The organism is Psychrobium sp. nBUS_13, assembly GCF_051201665.1.
Classification (GTDB): Bacteria; Pseudomonadota; Gammaproteobacteria; order Enterobacterales; family Psychrobiaceae; genus Psychrobium.
This window is the reverse complement of record NZ_CP179210.1, coordinates 977,451-996,755: the sequence shown is the minus strand read 5'-3', so window position 1 is coordinate 996,755 and position 19,305 is coordinate 977,451. Positions and strand designations below refer to the sequence as shown.

24 protein-coding genes and 1 pseudogene are annotated in these 19,305 nt (G+C 39.8%); 6 read left to right on the top strand and 19 right to left on the bottom strand.

The genetic code is table 11. The features are described from left to right. Positions 1–8: 8 nt before the first annotated feature. The 8 genes from ACMAZF_RS04470 to ACMAZF_RS04435 form a co-directional block, all read right to left on the bottom strand. Positions 9–152 carry a hypothetical protein gene (locus ACMAZF_RS04470; protein WP_435276266.1) on the bottom strand — a complete coding sequence of 48 codons (144 nt, stop codon included), beginning with the start codon at positions 150–152 and terminating at the stop codon, positions 9–11. A gap of 177 nt (positions 153–329) precedes the next feature. Then, positions 330–1,643, bottom strand: coding sequence for an IS4 family transposase (locus ACMAZF_RS04465; RefSeq protein ID WP_435277182.1), 1,314 nt, complete (start codon positions 1,641–1,643; stop codon positions 330–332). 153 nt (positions 1,644–1,796) lie between these two features. Then, positions 1,797–2,213: a helix-turn-helix domain-containing protein gene (locus ACMAZF_RS04460; protein WP_435276265.1), complete on the bottom strand. Its 417-nt coding sequence runs from the start codon at positions 2,211–2,213 to the stop codon at positions 1,797–1,799. Positions 2,214–2,416: 203 nt separating this feature from the next. Beyond that, a complete protein-coding gene (locus ACMAZF_RS04455; protein ID WP_435276264.1) occupies positions 2,417–2,548 on the bottom strand; it encodes a hypothetical protein in 132 nt (43 codons plus the stop codon). Positions 2,549–2,804: 256 nt separating this feature from the next. After that, on the bottom strand, positions 2,805–3,137 hold the full coding sequence (locus tag ACMAZF_RS04450; protein ID WP_435276263.1) for a type II toxin-antitoxin system RelE/ParE family toxin: 333 nt from the start codon (positions 3,135–3,137) through the stop codon (positions 2,805–2,807). 14 nt (positions 3,138–3,151) lie between these two features. Further along, positions 3,152–3,388 (bottom strand): type II toxin-antitoxin system Phd/YefM family antitoxin, encoded by a 237-nt coding sequence (locus ACMAZF_RS04445; protein WP_435276262.1) that lies wholly within the window; start codon positions 3,386–3,388, stop codon positions 3,152–3,154. A 366-nt stretch (positions 3,389–3,754) separates the two neighbouring features. Continuing rightward, a complete protein-coding gene (fahA, locus tag ACMAZF_RS04440; RefSeq protein ID WP_435276261.1) occupies positions 3,755–5,071 on the bottom strand; it encodes a fumarylacetoacetase in 1,317 nt (438 codons plus the stop codon). Between the two features lie 39 nt (positions 5,072–5,110). Continuing rightward, positions 5,111–5,656 (bottom strand): VOC family protein, encoded by a 546-nt coding sequence (locus tag ACMAZF_RS04435; RefSeq protein ID WP_435276260.1) that lies wholly within the window; start codon positions 5,654–5,656, stop codon positions 5,111–5,113. Positions 5,657–5,799: 143 nt separating this feature from the next. Between ACMAZF_RS04435 and ACMAZF_RS04430 the strand changes: the two genes are divergently transcribed. Further along, positions 5,800–6,240 (top strand): MarR family winged helix-turn-helix transcriptional regulator, encoded by a 441-nt coding sequence (locus tag ACMAZF_RS04430; RefSeq protein WP_435276259.1) that lies wholly within the window; start codon positions 5,800–5,802, stop codon positions 6,238–6,240. A 292-nt stretch (positions 6,241–6,532) separates the two neighbouring features. On the opposite strand, the gene ACMAZF_RS04425 is transcribed toward ACMAZF_RS04430, so the two are convergent. Then, on the bottom strand, positions 6,533–6,760 hold the full coding sequence (locus ACMAZF_RS04425) for a hypothetical protein (protein WP_435276258.1): 228 nt from the start codon (positions 6,758–6,760) through the stop codon (positions 6,533–6,535). Between the two features lie 67 nt (positions 6,761–6,827). Here ACMAZF_RS04425 and ACMAZF_RS04420 point away from each other — a divergent pair, with 67 nt between their 5' ends. Continuing rightward, entirely contained in the window at positions 6,828–7,343 is a 516-nt protein-coding gene (locus ACMAZF_RS04420) for a GGDEF domain-containing protein (RefSeq protein ID WP_435276257.1), read from the top strand. A gap of 7 nt (positions 7,344–7,350) precedes the next feature. Here ACMAZF_RS04420 and ACMAZF_RS04415 read toward each other — a convergent pair whose 3' ends face one another. Then, positions 7,351–8,226, bottom strand: a complete 876-nt coding sequence (locus tag ACMAZF_RS04415) for a DMT family transporter (RefSeq protein ID WP_435276256.1) — start codon at positions 8,224–8,226, stop codon at positions 7,351–7,353. A gap of 67 nt (positions 8,227–8,293) precedes the next feature. Here ACMAZF_RS04415 and ACMAZF_RS04410 point away from each other — a divergent pair, with 67 nt between their 5' ends. Beyond that, positions 8,294–8,809, top strand: coding sequence for a class I SAM-dependent methyltransferase (locus ACMAZF_RS04410; protein WP_435276255.1), 516 nt, complete (start codon positions 8,294–8,296; stop codon positions 8,807–8,809). Between the two features lie 3 nt (positions 8,810–8,812). Here ACMAZF_RS04410 and ACMAZF_RS04405 read toward each other — a convergent pair whose 3' ends face one another. Further along, entirely contained in the window at positions 8,813–9,226 is a 414-nt protein-coding gene (locus ACMAZF_RS04405) for a CPBP family intramembrane glutamic endopeptidase (protein WP_435276254.1), read from the bottom strand. An 84-nt stretch (positions 9,227–9,310) separates the two neighbouring features. Then, the gene (locus ACMAZF_RS04400; RefSeq protein ID WP_435276253.1) at positions 9,311–9,523 is read right to left on the bottom strand and encodes a hypothetical protein; all 213 of its coding nucleotides are present in this window, start codon (positions 9,521–9,523) and stop codon (positions 9,311–9,313) included. A 386-nt stretch (positions 9,524–9,909) separates the two neighbouring features. Between ACMAZF_RS04400 and ACMAZF_RS04395 the strand changes: the two are divergent. After that, positions 9,910–10,122: pseudogene (locus ACMAZF_RS04395) on the top strand (hypothetical protein); the annotation flags it as partial. Between the two features lie 616 nt (positions 10,123–10,738). Here ACMAZF_RS04395 and ACMAZF_RS04390 read toward each other — a convergent pair. Together ACMAZF_RS04390 and idi are read right to left on the bottom strand one after the other, a co-directional pair. Continuing rightward, positions 10,739–11,134: a GNAT family N-acetyltransferase gene (locus ACMAZF_RS04390; protein ID WP_435276252.1), complete on the bottom strand. Its 396-nt coding sequence runs from the start codon at positions 11,132–11,134 to the stop codon at positions 10,739–10,741. A 63-nt stretch (positions 11,135–11,197) separates the two neighbouring features. Beyond that, positions 11,198–11,749, bottom strand: coding sequence for an isopentenyl-diphosphate Delta-isomerase (idi, locus tag ACMAZF_RS04385; protein WP_435276251.1), 552 nt, complete (start codon positions 11,747–11,749; stop codon positions 11,198–11,200). Positions 11,750–11,882: 133 nt separating this feature from the next. On the opposite strand from idi, the gene ACMAZF_RS04380 reads away from it, so the two are divergent. Beyond that, positions 11,883–12,233: a GNAT family N-acetyltransferase gene (locus ACMAZF_RS04380; RefSeq protein ID WP_435276250.1), complete on the top strand. Its 351-nt coding sequence runs from the start codon at positions 11,883–11,885 to the stop codon at positions 12,231–12,233. 19 nt (positions 12,234–12,252) lie between these two features. On the opposite strand, the gene ACMAZF_RS04375 is transcribed toward ACMAZF_RS04380, so the two are convergent. Both ACMAZF_RS04375 and ACMAZF_RS04370 read right to left on the bottom strand, forming a co-directional pair. After that, positions 12,253–13,047 (bottom strand): PhzF family phenazine biosynthesis protein, encoded by a 795-nt coding sequence (locus ACMAZF_RS04375; RefSeq protein ID WP_435276249.1) that lies wholly within the window; start codon positions 13,045–13,047, stop codon positions 12,253–12,255. Between the two features lie 25 nt (positions 13,048–13,072). Continuing rightward, positions 13,073–13,552: an HAD family hydrolase gene (locus ACMAZF_RS04370; RefSeq protein ID WP_435276248.1), complete on the bottom strand. Its 480-nt coding sequence runs from the start codon at positions 13,550–13,552 to the stop codon at positions 13,073–13,075. A gap of 390 nt (positions 13,553–13,942) precedes the next feature. Between ACMAZF_RS04370 and ACMAZF_RS04365 the strand changes: the two genes are divergently transcribed. After that, positions 13,943–14,815 carry a LysR family transcriptional regulator gene (locus tag ACMAZF_RS04365; RefSeq protein ID WP_435277181.1) on the top strand — a complete coding sequence of 291 codons (873 nt, stop codon included), beginning with the start codon at positions 13,943–13,945 and terminating at the stop codon, positions 14,813–14,815. 605 nt (positions 14,816–15,420) lie between these two features. Here the strand turns inward: ACMAZF_RS04365 and ACMAZF_RS04360 are convergent. From ACMAZF_RS04360 to ACMAZF_RS04350, 3 genes are all read right to left on the bottom strand, one after another. Continuing rightward, entirely contained in the window at positions 15,421–16,560 is a 1,140-nt protein-coding gene (locus tag ACMAZF_RS04360; protein WP_435276247.1) for a hypothetical protein, read from the bottom strand. Between the two features lie 181 nt (positions 16,561–16,741). After that, positions 16,742–18,037 carry an adenylosuccinate synthase gene (locus ACMAZF_RS04355; RefSeq protein WP_435276246.1) on the bottom strand — a complete coding sequence of 432 codons (1,296 nt, stop codon included), beginning with the start codon at positions 18,035–18,037 and terminating at the stop codon, positions 16,742–16,744. A gap of 160 nt (positions 18,038–18,197) precedes the next feature. After that, positions 18,198–19,277 (bottom strand): methyl-accepting chemotaxis protein, encoded by a 1,080-nt coding sequence (locus tag ACMAZF_RS04350; RefSeq protein WP_435276245.1) that lies wholly within the window; start codon positions 19,275–19,277, stop codon positions 18,198–18,200. Between the last annotated feature and the right edge of the window lie 28 nt (positions 19,278–19,305).

Below are 19,305 nucleotides of genomic sequence, written 5' to 3'. Positions count from 1 at the left end.
GCTAGTTATTATTTAAAAAGTTTAAGTAATAACCCTGTCCCTGTGAAAAACAGCGCAATGATTAACCCTTTGCGCTTTAGCCTTGTAAGCTTCAAATCTTCTTCAAGATTTTCAATCTCTAGGGCTAGTTTTTGTTCTTCTAATTCATTCATGAATTTGTCCTTTCTTAGTTGCTAAGTTCCGCTTAGTCGGATGAGTTACCTCAACTCATGAAACCACTATATAGAATTCGTTTTGTATATACAATACATTTATTGAAATAGTTTGACGTTTCTGTGTGGTCTTTTCATTGAAACAAAAAAGCCCCAGATTAACGCAACACCATTCAGTTAAGCATGTTTTTTCTGAATGGTATAACTAGTTTTAGAGATTCTAACGGTCCTTGGTTTGGGCCGTTTTCTTTTTTTAGGTAGCACAAACTTTTTCACTTTAGCTCGCATCGCTTTGAGTTTACTGGGGATTGTTCCTGGCTTAGCTATCGCACACCACAGTAACTCATCTTGGATATAACGCAATGCCATGATGAAACTGATACGCAGAGGTGGTACTTTAGCTTCTTTCGCTATTTGACTTATCTCAACTCGCACAAGATTATACGCAATCAATATCCCCCAAAGCTCTTGATAAACCCCTGTTACCGTTTGGCTACGTAACATCATTGAGTTTTCAAGCTGTTGACATTTTATTTCACCATAACCATTCTCGATTTCCCATCGCTCCCAATAGACATGAAGTAAGTCGTCCTTTGGATATAATTCACTATCAAGCAATGAGGTGATAAATCCTTTAATTTGACCTTTGGGCTCCTTGTAAGTCACCATTCTAGCTTGCCAAGTCTCTGGCAAACTGGGATCTTGTTTCCTCGCATGCGCGGAAACATTCATTTCAATGAGACAATCTCCACTACTGTATTCTTCAATAATTTGAAATCGTGTATTAGACTTTATCGGGGTTAACCAATGGCTATCTATATGCGCTCTTTGCCAATTAATCATCAACTCTGCTGACAAATAGCAGCGGTCAAATAGCGTAAGGCTTTGATTAGGAATACTGAGGGTTTTGGTGTGTGTGATTTCTCCTTTAACGCAAGGACCAAAGGCGACATCATGAATTAATCGACTGCGTAATGACATTAACGCGCATAAGCGAAGCATTGGATATTCAGTATGGCGGTCTTTGCGATGTTTTATATAGCCAAAGTGTTCAGCAAGCTCTGGTGAGTCGGGGGTGCGAAAGCAAGTACCATCTACAGCAAAGAGTTGCAGCCCGTGCCAAGTGTCTTCTGTATCTTCTTGTTTTACCCAATGCGCGGCCGTTAAATTAAACAATGCTTCTAATGGTTCTTTTCCGAGCCTTAAACGCGCTTGCGGAACGGCACTTGGTGCAACTGTTTCACCTAACTCATCTGTTAATGATAAATCTAGTTTATTCACGACATCATTAATTGAACGATCCCGATACAAGCCCATACCAACAATTAACCAAACAACAAGCTCTGCGGGTAATTTCCTGCGTCTGATACTCGCTTTGTTCGTTGTTTTTAGTACGGATTCAATCCACTCAAGCGGTAAACTTTTTTGAAAAATGTTTACGCTCTCTGGCTCTGCAAGAGTGTGGACATCATCCAACCACATAGATAACATAAAAAATAGCCCCATCCAAAAGATGAGGCTATTGTCGTATGATCGTTGTTTCTGTCAACTGATCGATTTCTTAACTGATCAGTGTTGCCAGATTAACGGGGCTTATAAAACAACGGAAAACCTAACAGTAATAAAAATTACCAATTAGTAATATTATTTACAGTACGCCACAACCTTAATTATATGCTGTGGTGTTCGGCCAGTGGCAACAAGCATTCTTTGCCATAATTCAAACGGCACCTTGTATTTACCTTGGATATATTCACGCAACCGCCTAGCGTTAATGCCTAATATTTCACGGGCTATTTCGGCTTGTGTGTACCGGGTATCAAATTGTTTTAATTGATCACAATACGCTTTTACAATATCAGCGTGGGGTGATTCAAAGCCCGCGTGTTTATCTAACAGGTGATCAGCACTGAATAGCGACTCATCAAAGCCCAGTAACGGCTCAATAACGGGCGCATTGGCGTTAACCTCTAATTGTTTTACGGCCTCTTTATTGGCTAAATCAAACACCATGCGGCGCTGCTCGTCGAGCGGTATCATGGGGATACTAAAATCATTCATTATTAATCACCTGTTTTGTGGGAATTAGGGAGGCTTTCGCCTCCCTGCAGTCTATCCCAGCTTTATTTTCTCTACATCGCTAACCCTGATGTGTTGTAACTTTAACGTCCCGTGGCAGCGGCGTCTAAAGTAACCAACGTTATGAAAATACATCATTACGTAATAAAGATAATCAGGAATGATTAAGTCTAAACGTTCAACCTTTACCCGATATTCTCAGGCTTATAAGTCTTTGTTGGCTTTCCGACATCAAACTCACCCCCTTTACGGACTAACCAGAAATCAGCCTCCGGGAAGTTTGTTTTGATTTTAGCGATGTTAAAGAGCGTTGCCATCAATGGCTCCTTGCTGAGTGGCTACTTAGCCCCCTCAAGGGTGAGTGGCTTTCAAGCTCCACCCGCAAAGCCACAGTAGGCGGAAACCGCCTATTGTGCAAGTATTGATTTAAAATAGAGTGAAAAAAGTTTTAAGACGATAATAAAAACGTGTGTGCGGTCTTTTCCTATAAATATTCGCGCGATAAAGCCTTTCGGTACTAAAAACCAAAAAGCCAGCTAATTCTCATTAGCTGGCTTCGAATAAATTACTAACTTAAAAATGACTAAATTGTCGTATCAACGTTTCGTAATCCATTTTCTCATGACAAAAGATTAATAAGTAAATAATGAATTGATTGCCTTTGGGGCGTATCTCGTAAACAAAGCGATAATCACCAATACTAAGCTCTCGAAACTCATCAGAATCAAAGAATTGGCATGTTTTTCCACTTTCAGGAAACGTTTCCAGCAATTCCTTCCAATCTACTATTGTTGACTTAATGCTATTTCTTGCAGTGTCGGGAGCTTCATGATGAGCTCTCCACTTAATAGCATCTTTAATTTGTCGCTGAGCATGTTCAGTGATTTCAATAGCTACATTACTCATGAATTACCTAGTGATTAGAGCGAGTTTAAGAAGTCATCGACAGGAACTGTCTTCCCTTCTTCAATGTCTTTTCTCGATTGCAATAGTAGCGTCATGAATGCCATTTTTTCTTGCTGATATTGGAATGCTTCGTGTGTTTGAACAACTAATGATTCTTTGCCATTTTGTGTTACAAATAACGGACTAAATCCCAATTCATCAGGTAAGTTGGCCGCATTGGCTTTCATTTGACTAATTGTTGCCATTTTCATATGCCTATCCCACTTTTTGTTTTACTGACTTTTTTGCTTTATTGATAAAGTAGTCCATATTTAGACCACTCAAAAAGTCTAAGTTTTTTTAGTTCAAAAAGCAATCATCTAACCAAATTTATACCAATTGCATTAAGTAAGTGATCTTGTTGTGCGTAGAGAAAATCAGCTAAAACAAGGCGCTCGATTGACTAATAGCTGGCTATTAGGATTGAGAGCAACGCCATTTTAGTTAATTTTAACAAGTACAAGTGGGCAAATATTTAATGCAATTAATGGTATTAGTCCGATTAGATCTCACGATAAAAAACAAAAAAGCCAGCTAACTTTCATTAGCTGGCTTTCTCATTTTTAACGCTTAAACACTTATTTCGCTGGTAGCACTAGCGAGTAACACTCACCGAAACCGATGCGTTTAGCGCCGTCTTTTTCACAGAAGCCGCGCATTACGATAGCATCGCCGTCTTCAACAAAACCGCGGGTTTCACCGTTGCCTAAGTCGAGACGGTTTTTACCGGCGCCTGTAAGCTCTAATAATGAACCTGCTTCTTCTGCGTTTGGACCTGATTGGGTGCCGCTACCGAAAAAGTCACCTGCTACTAGGTTACAACCGTTTACTGTGTGATGGGCAACCATTTGCGCTGTTGTCCAGTATGAGTGACGGAAGCTTGAGTTGGTTAGCTTAGCGGCTGGCTCGCCTGCGTCACGCATTTTAGGCGTTTCTAAGAATACTTCTACTTGTACATCGTAGGCACCTAGTTCGCTATTGCGAGCTGATGATAGGTATTCCATTGGTTGTGGATCATTTTCATCACGTGTCCAGCCCATTCTAAATGGTGCTAGTGCTTCGTTAGTTACAATCCAAGGTGATACTGTTGAGGCGAAGTTTTTAGCAAGGAATGGTCCTAGTGGTTGGTACTCCCAGCCTTGAATGTCGCGTGCTGACCAATCGTTAAATAGACACATACCGAATACGTGCTCGTCGGTATCGTCAAGGGCAATTGAATCGCCTAATTCGTTACCGCCACCGATGTAAATACCCATTTCCATTTCGTAATCTAAACGCTTACAAGGGCCGAAGCTTGGCGCGTCAGCATCTGGCGCTTTGGTTTGGCCTTTGGGACGCGGGAACGCTTGACCTGACACACCTATTGACGATGAACGGCCATGGTAACCAATTGGGATCCATTTGTAGTTTGGCAGCAACGGGTTATCTGGACGGAAGAATGAACCAACCGTTGTTGCGTGGTGAATTGATGTGTAGAAATCCGTGTAGTCACCAATGCGACAAGGCAAGTCATAGTCAACATCGCTTTGGGCAACTAAACAAGCAGCCATTTCGATCTCAAATTCACTGTCCTCAGCAAGTGCGTTCGATAACGCGGCGCGCAGTGCAGACCATACGCTTGATGGCTGAGCCATGAATTCATTTAACGTAGGTTGTGAACATAGCGCTAGTGCGTCAGCAACAACGCCGTCGAATAATTTAGCATTAGCTAGCGCCGCTAAATCAACAACTTGGTCGCCGATAGCTACACCGCCACGGAAGTTTTCGTTGCTGTCTTTGCGTTTAAAAATCGCAAAAGGAAGGTTCTGAATTGGAAAGTCTGTCGTGCTTTCGTTCGCAGATTCTACCCAGCTTGTTAGTGCTGGATTATGAGTTTCATTTAATAAGTTCGACATGATGTGCCCTTTTATAATTCGTTGTGTGGCGAAACGCGATTACGCGTCTTCACTAAATTCTGTTTCATGCAACCACGCAGCGTGCTGCGGCGCTTTTTTGGTAATTGACCATTCTTCAATCATCGCTGGCGCTACGCGAGCCAGCTCTGCCATTTGCTCCGGCGTGCCACTGCGATACGTCAGCTCTAGGCGATGTCCATTGGGATCAAAGAAATAAATTGAATGGATAATGCCATGATTTGTAATGCCAAGTACATCAATGCCTTTACTTTCTAACTCTTTCTTGGCGGCCGTTAACTCTTCACGGTTAGCCACTTCGAATGCGATGTGTTGCACCCACTCTGGCGTATTACCATCGCGTCCCATTTTAGGGCTATTTGGTAATTCAAAGAATGCGAGAATGTTACCCATGCCAGCATCTAAGAAGATATGCATGTAAGGATCTGGCGCTTTTGTTGATGGCACGCGATCTTCACTGATCGCCACTTGCAAGTCCATGTTGAGCATTTCTTTGTACCACAACGTTGTTTCTTTTGCGCAATTACAGCGATAGGCAACGTGATGCATTTGTTGGATATTAATCATGATGACTCCCCAATCAATTATCTTTAAATTTAAGTATCGAATTAGTAACAAATGATACTAGTTTCAATCGATAGTAGTATCATTTGTTACTAAAGTCAATTATGGTTAGAATGTATTAAGCACCTTTTAAATGGCATTTATTGATGAAACATAACTTAGATCTTGAGAACTTTTTCCCTTATCAATTCTCAATTTTGGCGCAGCAGATGAGTGAATATATTGCGCAAATTTATCGCCATGAATATGGTTTGTCTCGTTTTGAGTGGCGTGCATTGGCGGCGATTGCTCAAAAAGAGCATATTACGGCGAAAGACATCATGCAGATTACGAGACTTGATAAAATGCAGGTAAGCCGTGCGATAACTAAATTGACCGATAGTGGATATTTAGCTCAACAAGCAAACCCAGATGATCGTCGTTCAACGACCTTATCGTTAAGCAAAAGTGGCCAAAATATCTACCAAGAGATCGTACCTAAAGTATTAGAACAAGAGAAAGCACTACTCGATAATCTGACTCCAGAGCAAAGAAAGTGCTTTAAAGAGGCAACAAAAGTACTAAGTACGAGGCTTGATTCAAACTAACTCACTATATCAATACCAACTAACTATCCGCTATCATTAAATAAGCGTTATTACTTAAGTTGATAGGAAATGACAACGGAATGTGTGGATTAGGGGATATAAGTGATAAATCTAAAACAAAATAAAAGTAATACCCCAAATTTTTTTGCTGGCGAGCTTACCGTTCTTTACATCATCAATTTCATTACGTGTCTTTTCTTTATTGGTTTTGCTATTCGAAACTTTTACCTAGGAAATTATTGGTTTTCCGCCTCATTAGCTGCTTATGTTGTTTGCTCTGCGATACCTCTTACTATTTAAATTCTGATCGTTCACGCCAGTTATCAATATCCATATGCATCGTTCTACTATTGTTTTCGTTACTTTTGATGATGCTGACTTGGGGGATTACGGCTGTATATTGGTTTTTTCCGGTTGTTATAGGTTTGATATTCATTTTGCCAACAACGACTTCTGCAGCGGTGAATACATTAATAACATTAGGTATTGGCTGGATGTCATTTGACGCGCTGCCATTCATTGAGGCATTTAGATTGGTGAGCTCGCTATCGTTAACAATTATACTGAGTTATTTAATTGCAGCGCACATGATTAAGCTTCATCGCACTATTGAGAAGGAATCAATTAGCGATCCATTGACAGGTGCCTTTAATAGAAGACAGCTCGATTTTCACCTTACATCTTGCAGCACGGATTTTCATGAACACCGAGTTCCATCATGCATATTGATGATAGACATCGATAATTTTAAGGCGATTAATGATACCTATGGCCATAACGCTGGCGACCAAGTCATTATTGGAGTTACGCAACTTATTCAATCCCATTGTCGTGCTCAAGATAAACTGTTTAGAGTGGGCGGTGAGGAGTTTGTGTTATTGCTCCCCAAAACGGTTCAACATGATGCAATCAACGTGGCAAATAAACTTAAAGGATTGATAAAATCAGCCCGATTCGTAGACAACAAAGCCATTACTGCAAGCATCGGTATTGCAGAAACGAGTGACGAACTTGATAATGCACAACGGTGGTTAAAATCAGCCGACGATTTTATGTATCAAGCTAAAACAGCTGGACGAGATCGTATTTGTTATCCTCAGTAAGACCTCGCTATTTTTGCGGTTTAACCGTTAGATAAACACCGAGTAAGCTAAGCAACATTCCACCAATAGCCAATGGCGGAAACTGCTCATCAAAATAAAGCCATGCTTGAATAGCTGTAATTCCTGGCACCAAATAAAAATATGATGCGACCTTTTCACTGGCACCGTTTTTAATCATGTAGAGCAGTAATAATATAGCCAGTACAGACATGCCAAACACTAGCCACAATAGGCTCGCTATTAAAGGCCACTGCCAATCAACTTGTTGATGCTCAAAGCTATAAGTAAGTACAGCCATTAATAGTGCGGTTACAATGTATTGCGCCGTCGATGCACTGAGTAAATTAACACCTTGGCCAAAACGCTTTTGATAAAGCGAGCCAATGGTAATACCCAATAAGGCGACTAATGCACCTATCATCATCGGCCAATTAAAGGTGAAATCAGCGATAGCGCCCTTGCTAAACAATACAACCACTACACCAATAAAACCTAGCGCAAGCCCCAACCACTGCAGGGTTTTAATGGGCTTGGTACGAAACAGGATTAATGCGGTAAGCAACGGTTGGATAGAAACTAATAACGCAATCACACCGGCAGGCATTGAATACGCAACCGCGCTAAATACGCCGCCTAGATAAGCACCATGAATAAGCAATCCACTCACTGCCTGATGGCCAAATTGCCGTTTACTCATCCATGGCGCTTTGTACCACCACATTAACAGTCCAAAAACGACTACCGTCAGTGCTAAACGCAGAAACAACAAGTAGAAGGGTTCAATGTAAGGCAGCGCGAATTTAGCGCCAATAAATCCTGTACTCCAAAGAAATACAAATATTGCTGGAATGAATTTAGTCCACGGATTTGCCGATGGTGACATGATAATGGGTCGTCTTATACAAATTGATGGGGTATGCTAACACGCAAAAAACACTTTCGGTATATCAATGATTTGTCAGAATAATGAACAATCGGCGTTACTTGAACGCGCTCTAGCCCACCTTAAACCACAATCAACCATTCTCGACTTAGCCTGTGGCAACGGCCGAAATGGATTGTATTTAGCAGGCTTAGGCCACAACGTAACTTACCTTGATAGGAACGAACAAAGCCTAATTGATATTGTTAAACAAGATAAGAACGCAAAGTGTATAACCGCAGATTTAGAAACCACACCAGTGTATCAACTCCCCGTTGCACAATTTGACGCGATTATTGTGTTTAGATACTTACACCGTCCGCTATTCCCGTCGATAGTCAATGCATTAAAGCCCGGCGGCGTTATTGTTTACGAAACCTTTAACCATCAACAAGCTGCTATTGGCCGCCCAAAGAACCCTAATTTTCTACTGCAAAATAATGAACTATCGACGCTGTTGTCAGGCTTTAAACCTCTTTATCAATTTGATGGTTTCGATGAACAACAGCAAGCCTATATTAGTCAGTTTATTGGCCGTAATTAATCACTAAACTCGGTCAATCATCGACATTGTATTTAAGATGCAGTGCGCAATAATCAATGGCCACAAATTGCGTTTAAAGACTAGATAGCCGACTCCCATTCCAAATCCAATTAAGCCGACGGTAATTGAGCGTGATGAAAAATCATTTGAATGTCGAAAACCAAATATCATCGTCTGGGTGAATAATGCAATGACAGTCGCAAACCAAGTACATGAAAATATTCGTTCTATCCAGTTCATCAAAAAGCCACGATCAAGTAACTCTTCAAGCATCGACTCTAACCAAATAAAGGGAATAATCATCAAAAACAGCAGCCAATTACCCGCTAAATCACCGAACTTACTACTGGCTTGTTGATGCGATTTATCAGGCGCTATATCTAACCCTAATTGGTCTTTAAAGATTTGGAAGACCATAATGGAGCCAATAGAAAAGACTAATATAAACGCCGTTCAGTAGATTAGTTGTTTGTAATTCTCAGAACTGACTAGCCCTAAATCTCACCACGTGATACCGCGAAATCGCATGATTATCGTCGCAAGTATTAATGTTGTAAATGACCAAAACAGACCATTGGTAATGAAGTTATAATCAGGGAAATAAATTTCTCTGACCAGAAACATCACTGCTAAATAGATAATTAAATCAATGCCTAATAGCCAACCTGTTGACGTTTTTTTCGCTTGTCTAGAAAACAATAGTTCTGTGCTCACTTGAATGGCCTCAATGTTTTTCTATTAAACTAGCATAGAAGGACGAGGAGCCTTTACAAAAATAGTCGTCAGCAGCCAGTGTTTGACTAATCATTTGTAACCTAATATTCAGTAACCAAACTAAATATTTCCTGTTTAATATGAAATTTGGGGGCTCTTATCAGTTCGCGCGGTGTTCCAGTAATAAAACTCGGTGAATAATCAGCGCCCATTTTTATGAGCTCTAATACCATTAATTGCATTAAGTAAGTGATCTTGTTGTGCGTAAAGAAAATCAGCTAAAACAAGGCGCTCGATTGACTAATAGCTGGCTATTAGGATTGAGAGCAACGCCATTTTAGTTAATTTTAACAAGTACAAGTGGGCAAATATTTAATGCAATTGGTATAAGACAAGAACTAAAAGTACAAGATGCTTATTTCCCTGATCTTAAATATAAGCCAGGTCAAGAGCCTACAGCACGGTGGGTATTTTTATGTTTCCAAGGGAACGATGTGTTGACGATAGAGGGTGAGCGGCAGTTAGTACTCAATGTGAAGGAGAGGAACCGCACCATCATTGACTGTTTAGGCTCAGCGTATCAATTAATTTATTATTAAAACTAGTGCGGAATGACGGTTTTATTATTCTTGTATGCAGCGTTACAAATATATCCTTATTTGTTAATTCATCTTAAGCCTATATGATGAATTTAGTAAAGTGATCAATTTATCATCAACGTAATTTAAACCACTTCAAATGTAATCACGTCAACGTTTGTTATTCATGAAACAACGACTTAACTAGCAGAACTATTGACTGCTATTACCTTAAATTAATTTGCCATAAATAGATTCGTCAAAAAAGACACCGTTTTTGCATGAAGCGTTATTCAGGGTGCCTTCTAGTTCAAAGTAATTGTTAGCTAATACCTTAGGGTCTGTTGATCTTTGTGGTTCAAATTTTGTTCAATCTAAAAGGAGTTTGGGCAAGGCATGAGGATTGATGCTGGGTTTACCCCAGTGAATGACGAATAACGCAGCACAAAATACTTTTAGGTGAATCCTACGGACAGCATTTGTTTGTTATTTCTACGGCGTTATCGCCTATTCGTGTATTGCTACATGGATGTAGCTCATTAGGATAATGCAGGAGCTATTATCGAGCCAGCTACACCACATAGGCTCTGCCTTGTAGAAACCCCAAACAAATTGCTGCAAAAATGAACTCAAAAGATCAACAGACCCTAATAGAACGAGTATTCCTTGTCACAACAGAGACATAAACACGGGATAATGACGTCACACTTTTGAGGTAGTCAATAAACAGCTGTACAGCTTGCGTACCTATCCCCTGCTCCCAATATTCTCGCCCTAACCAATAGCCTAATTCAGCACTGTGGCTGTATTCGAATCTGCCAGCGGTAGCAGAGATACAGCCAACAAATGCTCCGTTGCACTCAATGGCTCTAATTAATGGATTGTTGTCACTAAATTCGATCCAACTTTGAGCATCAGATGATGTATAAGGATGAGCAATGGTAGCTGTAATATATTGAGTTACTTCACTGTCATTTAAGTAGTTAACGATATGCGGCGCGTCGTCAACAGTAAATTCCCTAAGCGTTATCATGATTAATTGCGGTTTAAAAAGGATACTAGCAGTGTCGGTTACCTAGCGCTCAAAAACAAGTGATTAATGGCTTGCCAGTGTATCTTTTACTTTATGAAAGGTTGGTGCAAACCACGGAGTGAACAGCTCTGGCGTTAGCTTAAGATCTCGCTCGATATCATTTACAGATTGCCATTTTAACGCCTCAATTTCTTGGGGGTTAAAATGATTTAATGCAGGATTTTCTCGCGCAACAAATAAGTGATCATACTCGTGTTCGATTAGCTGGTTTGGCATCACCGCTTTATAAGTGAGGCTGCCTACCCAAGTGATTTTTTTTAGATGAATACCAAGCTCTTCAACAACGCGTGCTAACGCCGACGCTTCGACATCTTCATTAGGTTGTGGATGTGAGCAACAACTATTACTCCACAGCAAAGCACCATGATATTTGCACGCCGCACGCTGTTGCAACAACAGTTGCGTCACGCCTTCATGTTGACGAGTAATAAATACTGAAAATGCGCGGTGTAACAGTCCCTGTTGGTGAGCTAGTAGTTTTTCCTCACTACCAATTTCTTGATCATTTTCATCAACCAAAACGACACTATTACGGTGCATGGTATTTCTCTTCATTAAAAACGCGCGTAGTATACACTAAAAAAATAACAAGAGATCTCGCTAATAATGAGCAATATCGAAGATTTAATCATTGAACCTATATTGACGCCGCAACAACAAGATGTTGAAGAATTATTAGCCGGTCTACGTGCTTATAATATTTCTCGAGCTGTGGAAAAACGAAAAGCGCCCTGTAGCCAGTATGATACGTCACCTCGATGGTTCAATTGCCGGTGGTATTTTTGGTTATATCAGTTGGGGGTGGTGCTCAATTGAGATGTTGTGGGTAGATGAGCAATATCGCGGTAATGATTTAGCGACTCAATTAATGAACAAAATGGAACAGTTTGCCATTGGTGAAGGTATTAGCCATATCAAATTAGAAACAGGTAGCTTTCAAGCGTTAGACTTTTATAAAAAACAAGGCTACGAAGTGTATGCTGAACTTGAAGACTACCCTATTGGTCAAACCAATTACTATTTAAGAAAGTTACTGTAGTTGCCGACAATTGATGGCACTACACCGTAATAGTGCGATTAAGATAATGAACTGCATGACCAGAAATAAGCACTCGCTCTTCAGTTACCTGGCAAAACAAAACCCCACCACGTTTAGAGGCTTGATAGGCGGTTAAAGAATTAATACCTAATTCCTGAGCCCAATAAGGCCCTAACCCAGTATGAATAGATCCCGTCACAGGATCTTCATCACCGCCATTAGCGGGCCAAAAATAACGAGAAATGAAATCATATTCTTGCCCACTATCAGGCGCTGACACCACCACATCATAGGGTGCTAATTGCTTTAGCAATTCACTATTCGTTTCAAGTGATTTCACCGTACTTACATCGTTAAAAATAGCAAAATATGCTTGGTCATTACGAAGCACTTTGGCGGGTTGAGCAGACAATCCCTCAAGTAAGGTAACTGGTATTTGCGCAACGGGCGAGGGCATTCGATTTGGAAAGTCCATTTGAATACTACCGTCTGCTTTTTTAATTATTGTTAGCGCTCCAACAGCTTCTGCGAAGATCGTAAGTTTTGAAATCGCTGGTACTTGTTTAAATAATACTGAGCTTGCTGCCAAAGTTGCGTGGCCACAAAAATCAATTTCAGTTAATGGTGAAAACCAACGGATATGATAATCAGCTACTCTTTGCACGACAAAAGCAGTTTCAGAGAGATTGTTTTCCATCGCAATAGATTGCATTAAATCTGTGCTTAGCCATTCATCAAGTAAGATAACCGCGGCAGAATTCCCTTTGAATTGACGGCATGTAAACGCATCAACTATGTCCATTGATAATTTCATTATCTTTCCTTCATGGGCCGAATATTTAACGGCCTTGCTTTAATTGAGACAGACAGCGAATGGAATAGACCGGTTCAATGCCTGTGTTTATTCGCCCATTAGCATTAAACCAAATTGGTTTAATGCCTGCTGCCAATGCAGGATAAATATCCTTATCCAAGCTATCACCAACCATATAACATTGCTTAGGATTAACATCTAATTTCTTGACTATGCGAGGCAGAAAGTCACTATCGCCTTTATTTACGCCGATATTGTCACAGCAAAAATAACCATCAATATAGCAGTCTAAATTGACGCGTGAAAACGCCGCACGTATATCGCTCTCTTTTGATTCTGCTGCGCCAGTGGCAATATAAAGCTTAGCGTTTTGTGATAAATACTTTAACGTTTCTTGCGCGCAATCAATAGCGATAACTGTTTCCCAATCACGCATTTTTCCTGATGAATTTTTGATATCAACCATCAGAGTATCGCCCCAATCAAACAAATACACACTTTTCATCACTGAGCTCCTGCACAATATCTAAACGCAATAATTTTTCTCATCTGTCAGTGAATTTAACTCATTTGCTGTCAACACGCCATCAACCTATGATGAACTTGTTTTAAAGATTCCCCAACGTTTCTTTTAGACACTTAGACTCCCATTGGGAAAGCCAACTTGGCTTCTTATTTTTGCTCCATTTAAGGCACCGTTTGTTCGGTGCTTTTTTTCATCTATCCATTACTTACTAATTTAGTATAAGTGCTCTAAACAAGGAATGACTGCACCAAAAAGGTGCAATACCTCGCTGTAAATGACCACAAAAACACTAATAATCAATTACTTAAAATATGGAACATCGCTTGCTGTGTAAAGATTGTTATTATCAATTAAGTCTACTTTATGTCTATTCAAACGCCTATTAGAGGCTTGCGTTCTTTTTGTGTTGCCGCTAAATGTCTTAGTTTTAAACACGCCGCATCCCAGCTTTATCTCACGCCGTCAGCGGTAAGTCATCAAATTAAACAGCTGGAGGAGCAATTAGGAACAGAGCTGTTTATTCGCGGTACGCGCGCTATTACCTTAAGTGCGATGGGAAAACAGTTTTATCAATCTGTATCACCAATTATCCATGAGTTGGAATCAACTATCAGTGAATTCACCCAGCGCACTTCAAACAAGACCATTGTCATTGCGTTGCCTGAATTTTTCGCCAGTGAATTATTTATTCCCAAGCTCAAGCAATGGTCAGAAAAATATCCTGACATTAATTTACAACTCGAAATGATGAGTGTTGGAGAACAAGCATCGCCTTTGGCGGATTTATCCATCGTATTATCGAGCGGTCAACCTAATGCTAGCATCGTTAACGAGCTATTTCCGATGCGTTATGTCCCCGCTTGCAATCCTCAGGTGTTCGAACAATTTAATCAATCGCCACAATCCCTTAATCAATTTCCTTTGATTTTGCATCGCAGCCGGCCATGGGCATGGCATCAATGGGCAGAGCTTGCCAGTATCGACGATTTCGATCCTCAACAAATCATTCAACTTGATAGCATGTATGGTATTGCACGAGCCGCTCAGCAAGGTATGGGCGTTGCGTTAATTCCATTACCAATCAGTCAAGCGTGGTTTGATGACAATTCTCTGGTGCCTCTATTTGATTGCGTGCTAGATACAAACGATCGTTATTTTTTAATTCAGCACGAAAACCTCAATAATCGTCCTGAATTGACGTTGTTTTCACAATGGGTAAATCAAACATTTCGTACTAATTAATCACATTCACCTCTAAGTGAATTTTTTTCGTTTGTAGCAATTATGCTCACTGGATAAAGTGAAATAGTAAAGCAATGAGGCTTTACTTATTTCACTAGGAACTTGTTATGCTGAACTACATGAAAGAATCATTTGAACGGGTAAACGACTTAATCTATTTCATTAATCACATTGACGTAACACAATGGGATGATGGATGTGAGCGGGATGATTGATAATGATCGATTCAATTGAGTTAGTAATCTCCGACTAACTCAATTAATTTAACATTAGGAACCAAAGAGTGTTTCATATCGTATGAATTAGCGTTATTCCGGTGTTAGTTAACCGGAACGTCACCAATATTCAGGTGATTAACGACAGCCACACCATTTAATCGCCCTTAGGTACAATTTATTACCAAACGTAATAGGCTAAGTAGTATCATAAACCGTGAATAGTCCCTCTCCTCTATCAAAGGGTTTTTCTTAATTTTATCACGGTGATACCGAACGAATGCCGTTACTATTGTCTTTCCATAATCATTAAAAACAAGCGAATTCGTTGTTGCCAGATTCTTAATCTTCTAATAATGACTCAACAAATTTGGTCAATCGATTAGTAACTTAAGCATCTACTTTCTTAAATACCTCATTAGTATCTTCGGTATTGTCTTTTTCTAGATACTTAATTACGGTTCTGCTAAATCGACACTCTGAGTTTTCTAAATTTGAAAAATACAGTTCTAAATTTTTTCTAACACTGTTATTTTTTACATGCTTTGATACTAATAACAGGTCTAGAGCCGACGTGCAAAGTGGTTCCTTACTTGATAACGATCTGTTAAGGAAAAAACTATAAGCCAAATCAAGGTCATTATTCTCTAGTAAAGCTTGATACATTTTCTGTTGTTTTGAAGAACTTGAAGATGCAATGGCCAACTGCAATAGCTTTGTATTTTTTTCACCATTCAACATATGAATTACATAGTCAGAAAAATGGTCTTCAGGACTAAACCCACAATACTTCTGTCTGAAATTATTTCCCATTTGTTTTTTAAGTTCATTTTTCCTTTTCAACCACTCTTTCCAATTTTCATCAGAGAGTTCAGGAAAAAGAAAGGTAATATGTACGAGGCTACTCGAAGAATAAATGCCAGCACATCCATAGTTCAACTGCGTTCTATAAGCTCTAGTATGCCAATATATAGATTCCTTTATATTAACAGGCACTTCAAAACTCCCGTCAAAAAAACCATGTGCAATTACATTTTGGCAGGAGCCTTCATCTAGTTCAGCGCATTTGGCGTAATAATAAAATGCCAAAGCTTTATTATCTGTTAAATGACGAATAATTTGCCCAGCATCACGATAAAAACGTTTCGCTTTATAAGGGTCTCTATTATTTTTTACGACAAATTTAATATCTCCAACTGCAATGTCGTCCTGCTCAGCATTCACTTCTTCCTCATTTAAAAAGTGTACCGTATTAACGGCATAAATCGCTTTAGCTCTTGCATGACGTAATGACACTTCATCCTTTGGGCTTATGGGGTGCTTTTCCAAAAAAGAAGTGAGAATATCTATATGCTGCTCCGCTCTGGAGACATCAATCTCATCATATTCTTCATAATTAACATTATCAGAGAGATACTGGTAACTCTTATTCACTTTCTTTACATCATATTGAAAATCTGATTGTGTAGCACAGCCATACGTAAAATATATAGATATTACTAACGCTAGCTTTAGATAAATTTTTTTCACAGAGCAAAGATCCTTTTAATTGCAATTGAAGCTTTATTATAAATAGTAAAACTACTATTTGTATTCTTATCGACCCTATTAATCACTGAAGGCATTTTAACGCGATTAACTTAGTATTTGGCTGATAACAAAAAAGCCCCGCAGTAGCGAGGCTTTATTAACACATTCTTTTAATCAGTGATTAAGCGAATGGGTTAGTTAGTACGATAGTCTCAACACGATCTGGACCGGTAGAGATAATATCGATTGGCACTTCTAGAATTTCTTCAATACGCGCAATGTAATCTAATGCAGCTTGTGGCAATTTACTGTGATCAGTTTGACCAACAGTAACATCAGACCAACCAGGCATAGTTTCGTAAACTGGCGTTACTTTCTCAAAGTCATCAGCTGACATTGGTGCAACGTTAGTTACTGTACCATCTTCTAGTTTGTAACCAGTACATAGGTTAAGTTCTTCAATACCATCTAATACGTCTAATTTAGTTAGACATAAACCAGTGATACTGTTTAGTTGGATAGCGCGGCGCATTGCCACTAAATCTAACCAACCACAACGACGACCACGACCAGTAGTTGCACCAACTTCATGACCTTTGTCAGCTAAGTATTGACCAATATCGTTGAATTGTTCAGTAGGGAAAGGACCTGAACCAACACGTGTTGTGTAAGCTTTGATAATACCTAACACATACTCAACGTGACATGGACCAAAACCAGTACCAGTAGCAACGCCGCCAGCAGTAGTGTTTGATGATGTTACGTATGGGTAAGTACCGTGGTCAATATCTAACAATGTACCTTGTGCACCTTCAAACATGATTTTTTCGCCAGTCTTACGAGCGTTATCAAGTAATTCAGTAACATCAACAACCATAGATTTTAGTAAGTCAGCAACTTCTAAAGTCTCATCGAGTGTCTTTTGGTAATCAACGCCATCTACTTTGTAGTAGTTAGTTAATACGAAGTTGTGGTATTCCATGACTTCTTTTAACTTAGCTGCAAATTTTTCTGTATCAAACAAATCACCAACACGTAATGCACGGCGGCTAGCTTTGTCTTCATACGCAGGACCGATACCACGACCTGTAGTACCAATTGCTTTGTTACCACGGGCAACTTCACGCGCTTGGTCAAGTGCAATGTGATAAGGAAGAATTAATGGACATGCTTCACTGATGCGAAGACGATCGCGAACTGGCACACCGCGCGCTTCAAGCATTTTCATTTCTTCAAGCAGTGCAGCTGGAGATAAAACTACGCCATTACCAATGATGCTCATTAAGTCATCACGCAAAATGCCAGAAGGAATAAGGTGAAGAACAGTTTTTTCACCATCAATTACTAGTGTATGACCAGCATTGTGACCACCTTGATAACGAACTGCGTATTTAGCGCTGTCAGTTAATAGATCAACAATCTTACCTTTACCCTCGTCGCCCCATTGGGTGCCGAGCACAACTACATTATTTGCCATTGTTTTGTTCACGGTTTGAAATTAAAGCGGAATTCTAACAGATTTTTGCGCCAGATCTAGCAATAAGTTCACATTTATCAGCTTAATAAAATATGCACCAATCAAGGGCAGTTAGCCCTTGAATTGACTTGCTTAAAATTAACTTTTAACTGGCTAATTTTTATTGTTTTTTTAATTTGAATGTTGAAACAGATGCATTTAGTTGCGACACCAGTTGACTCGCACTATGTGAATTTGACGCCCCAGAGGATGTTTCAACCGACATATCACTAATCTTGGTAATACTAATTTCTATTTCATTTGTTACGTCAGACTGTTGTGCAATCGCTTCTGCCATTTCACCGTTCATGGTACTAATTTTATTTATGCCATCGATGATGCCATTAAGTATCTTATCAGTATTTTTCGCATTATCAGACGTATCGCCAGCCAATGTTAATGTCACTTCCATTTGCTTGGCCGACTCTTCGGCATCAACTTGAAGTTTAGTAATCATGTTTTGAATGTCTTGCGTTGAATCGTTGGTTCGCTGTGCAAGAAGCCTTACTTTATCGGCGACCACCGCAAAACCACGCCCTTGTTCGCCTGCGCGAGCGGCTTCAATAGCTGCATTAAGCGCTAACAAATTTGTTTGCTCTGAAATACCTTTAATCACATCAACGACCGTGCCAATACTATTGCTGTAATTAACAAGTTCACGAATATTTGCCGTTGTACTGTCAACTTGTTGCTGCATTGTCATAATTGAATCGACAGTTTTGGCGACTACTTGCTGTCCGCTTAACGCTTCATCCGACACTTCTCTAGCTGCCGATGCCGTCGCCTGTGCAGAATTTACAACATGATCTACATTGGCGCTCATTTGCGTAATCGCCGAGGCAACGAGTTCAGTTTGTTGACGTTCGTCATTAATCGTTGAGCTGGTTTGCTGTGATATCTGTGCAACCTGTTGAGCTTGAGACTCTAGTGACTGAGTCGCGTTAAACACATCACTGAGCAAACTATTTAATCGTTCTTGCATTTGGGCCATCGCCAAATAAATTCCTGAACGTTTAGTTTCTCGAAATGAAGACGTTAAATCGCCGCCAGCAATTGCGTTTGAAATTTCGCTTAGTCGACTTGGCTCTCCTCCTAAAGGAACAACAATACGTCGTGTAATCACAAGTCCGATAATAGATACAACGATTAGAACCATTAAGACGAAAATACCAAAACCAATTTCTGTGGTGACAAATTGCATTAAGTAAGTGATCTTGTTGTGCGTAGAG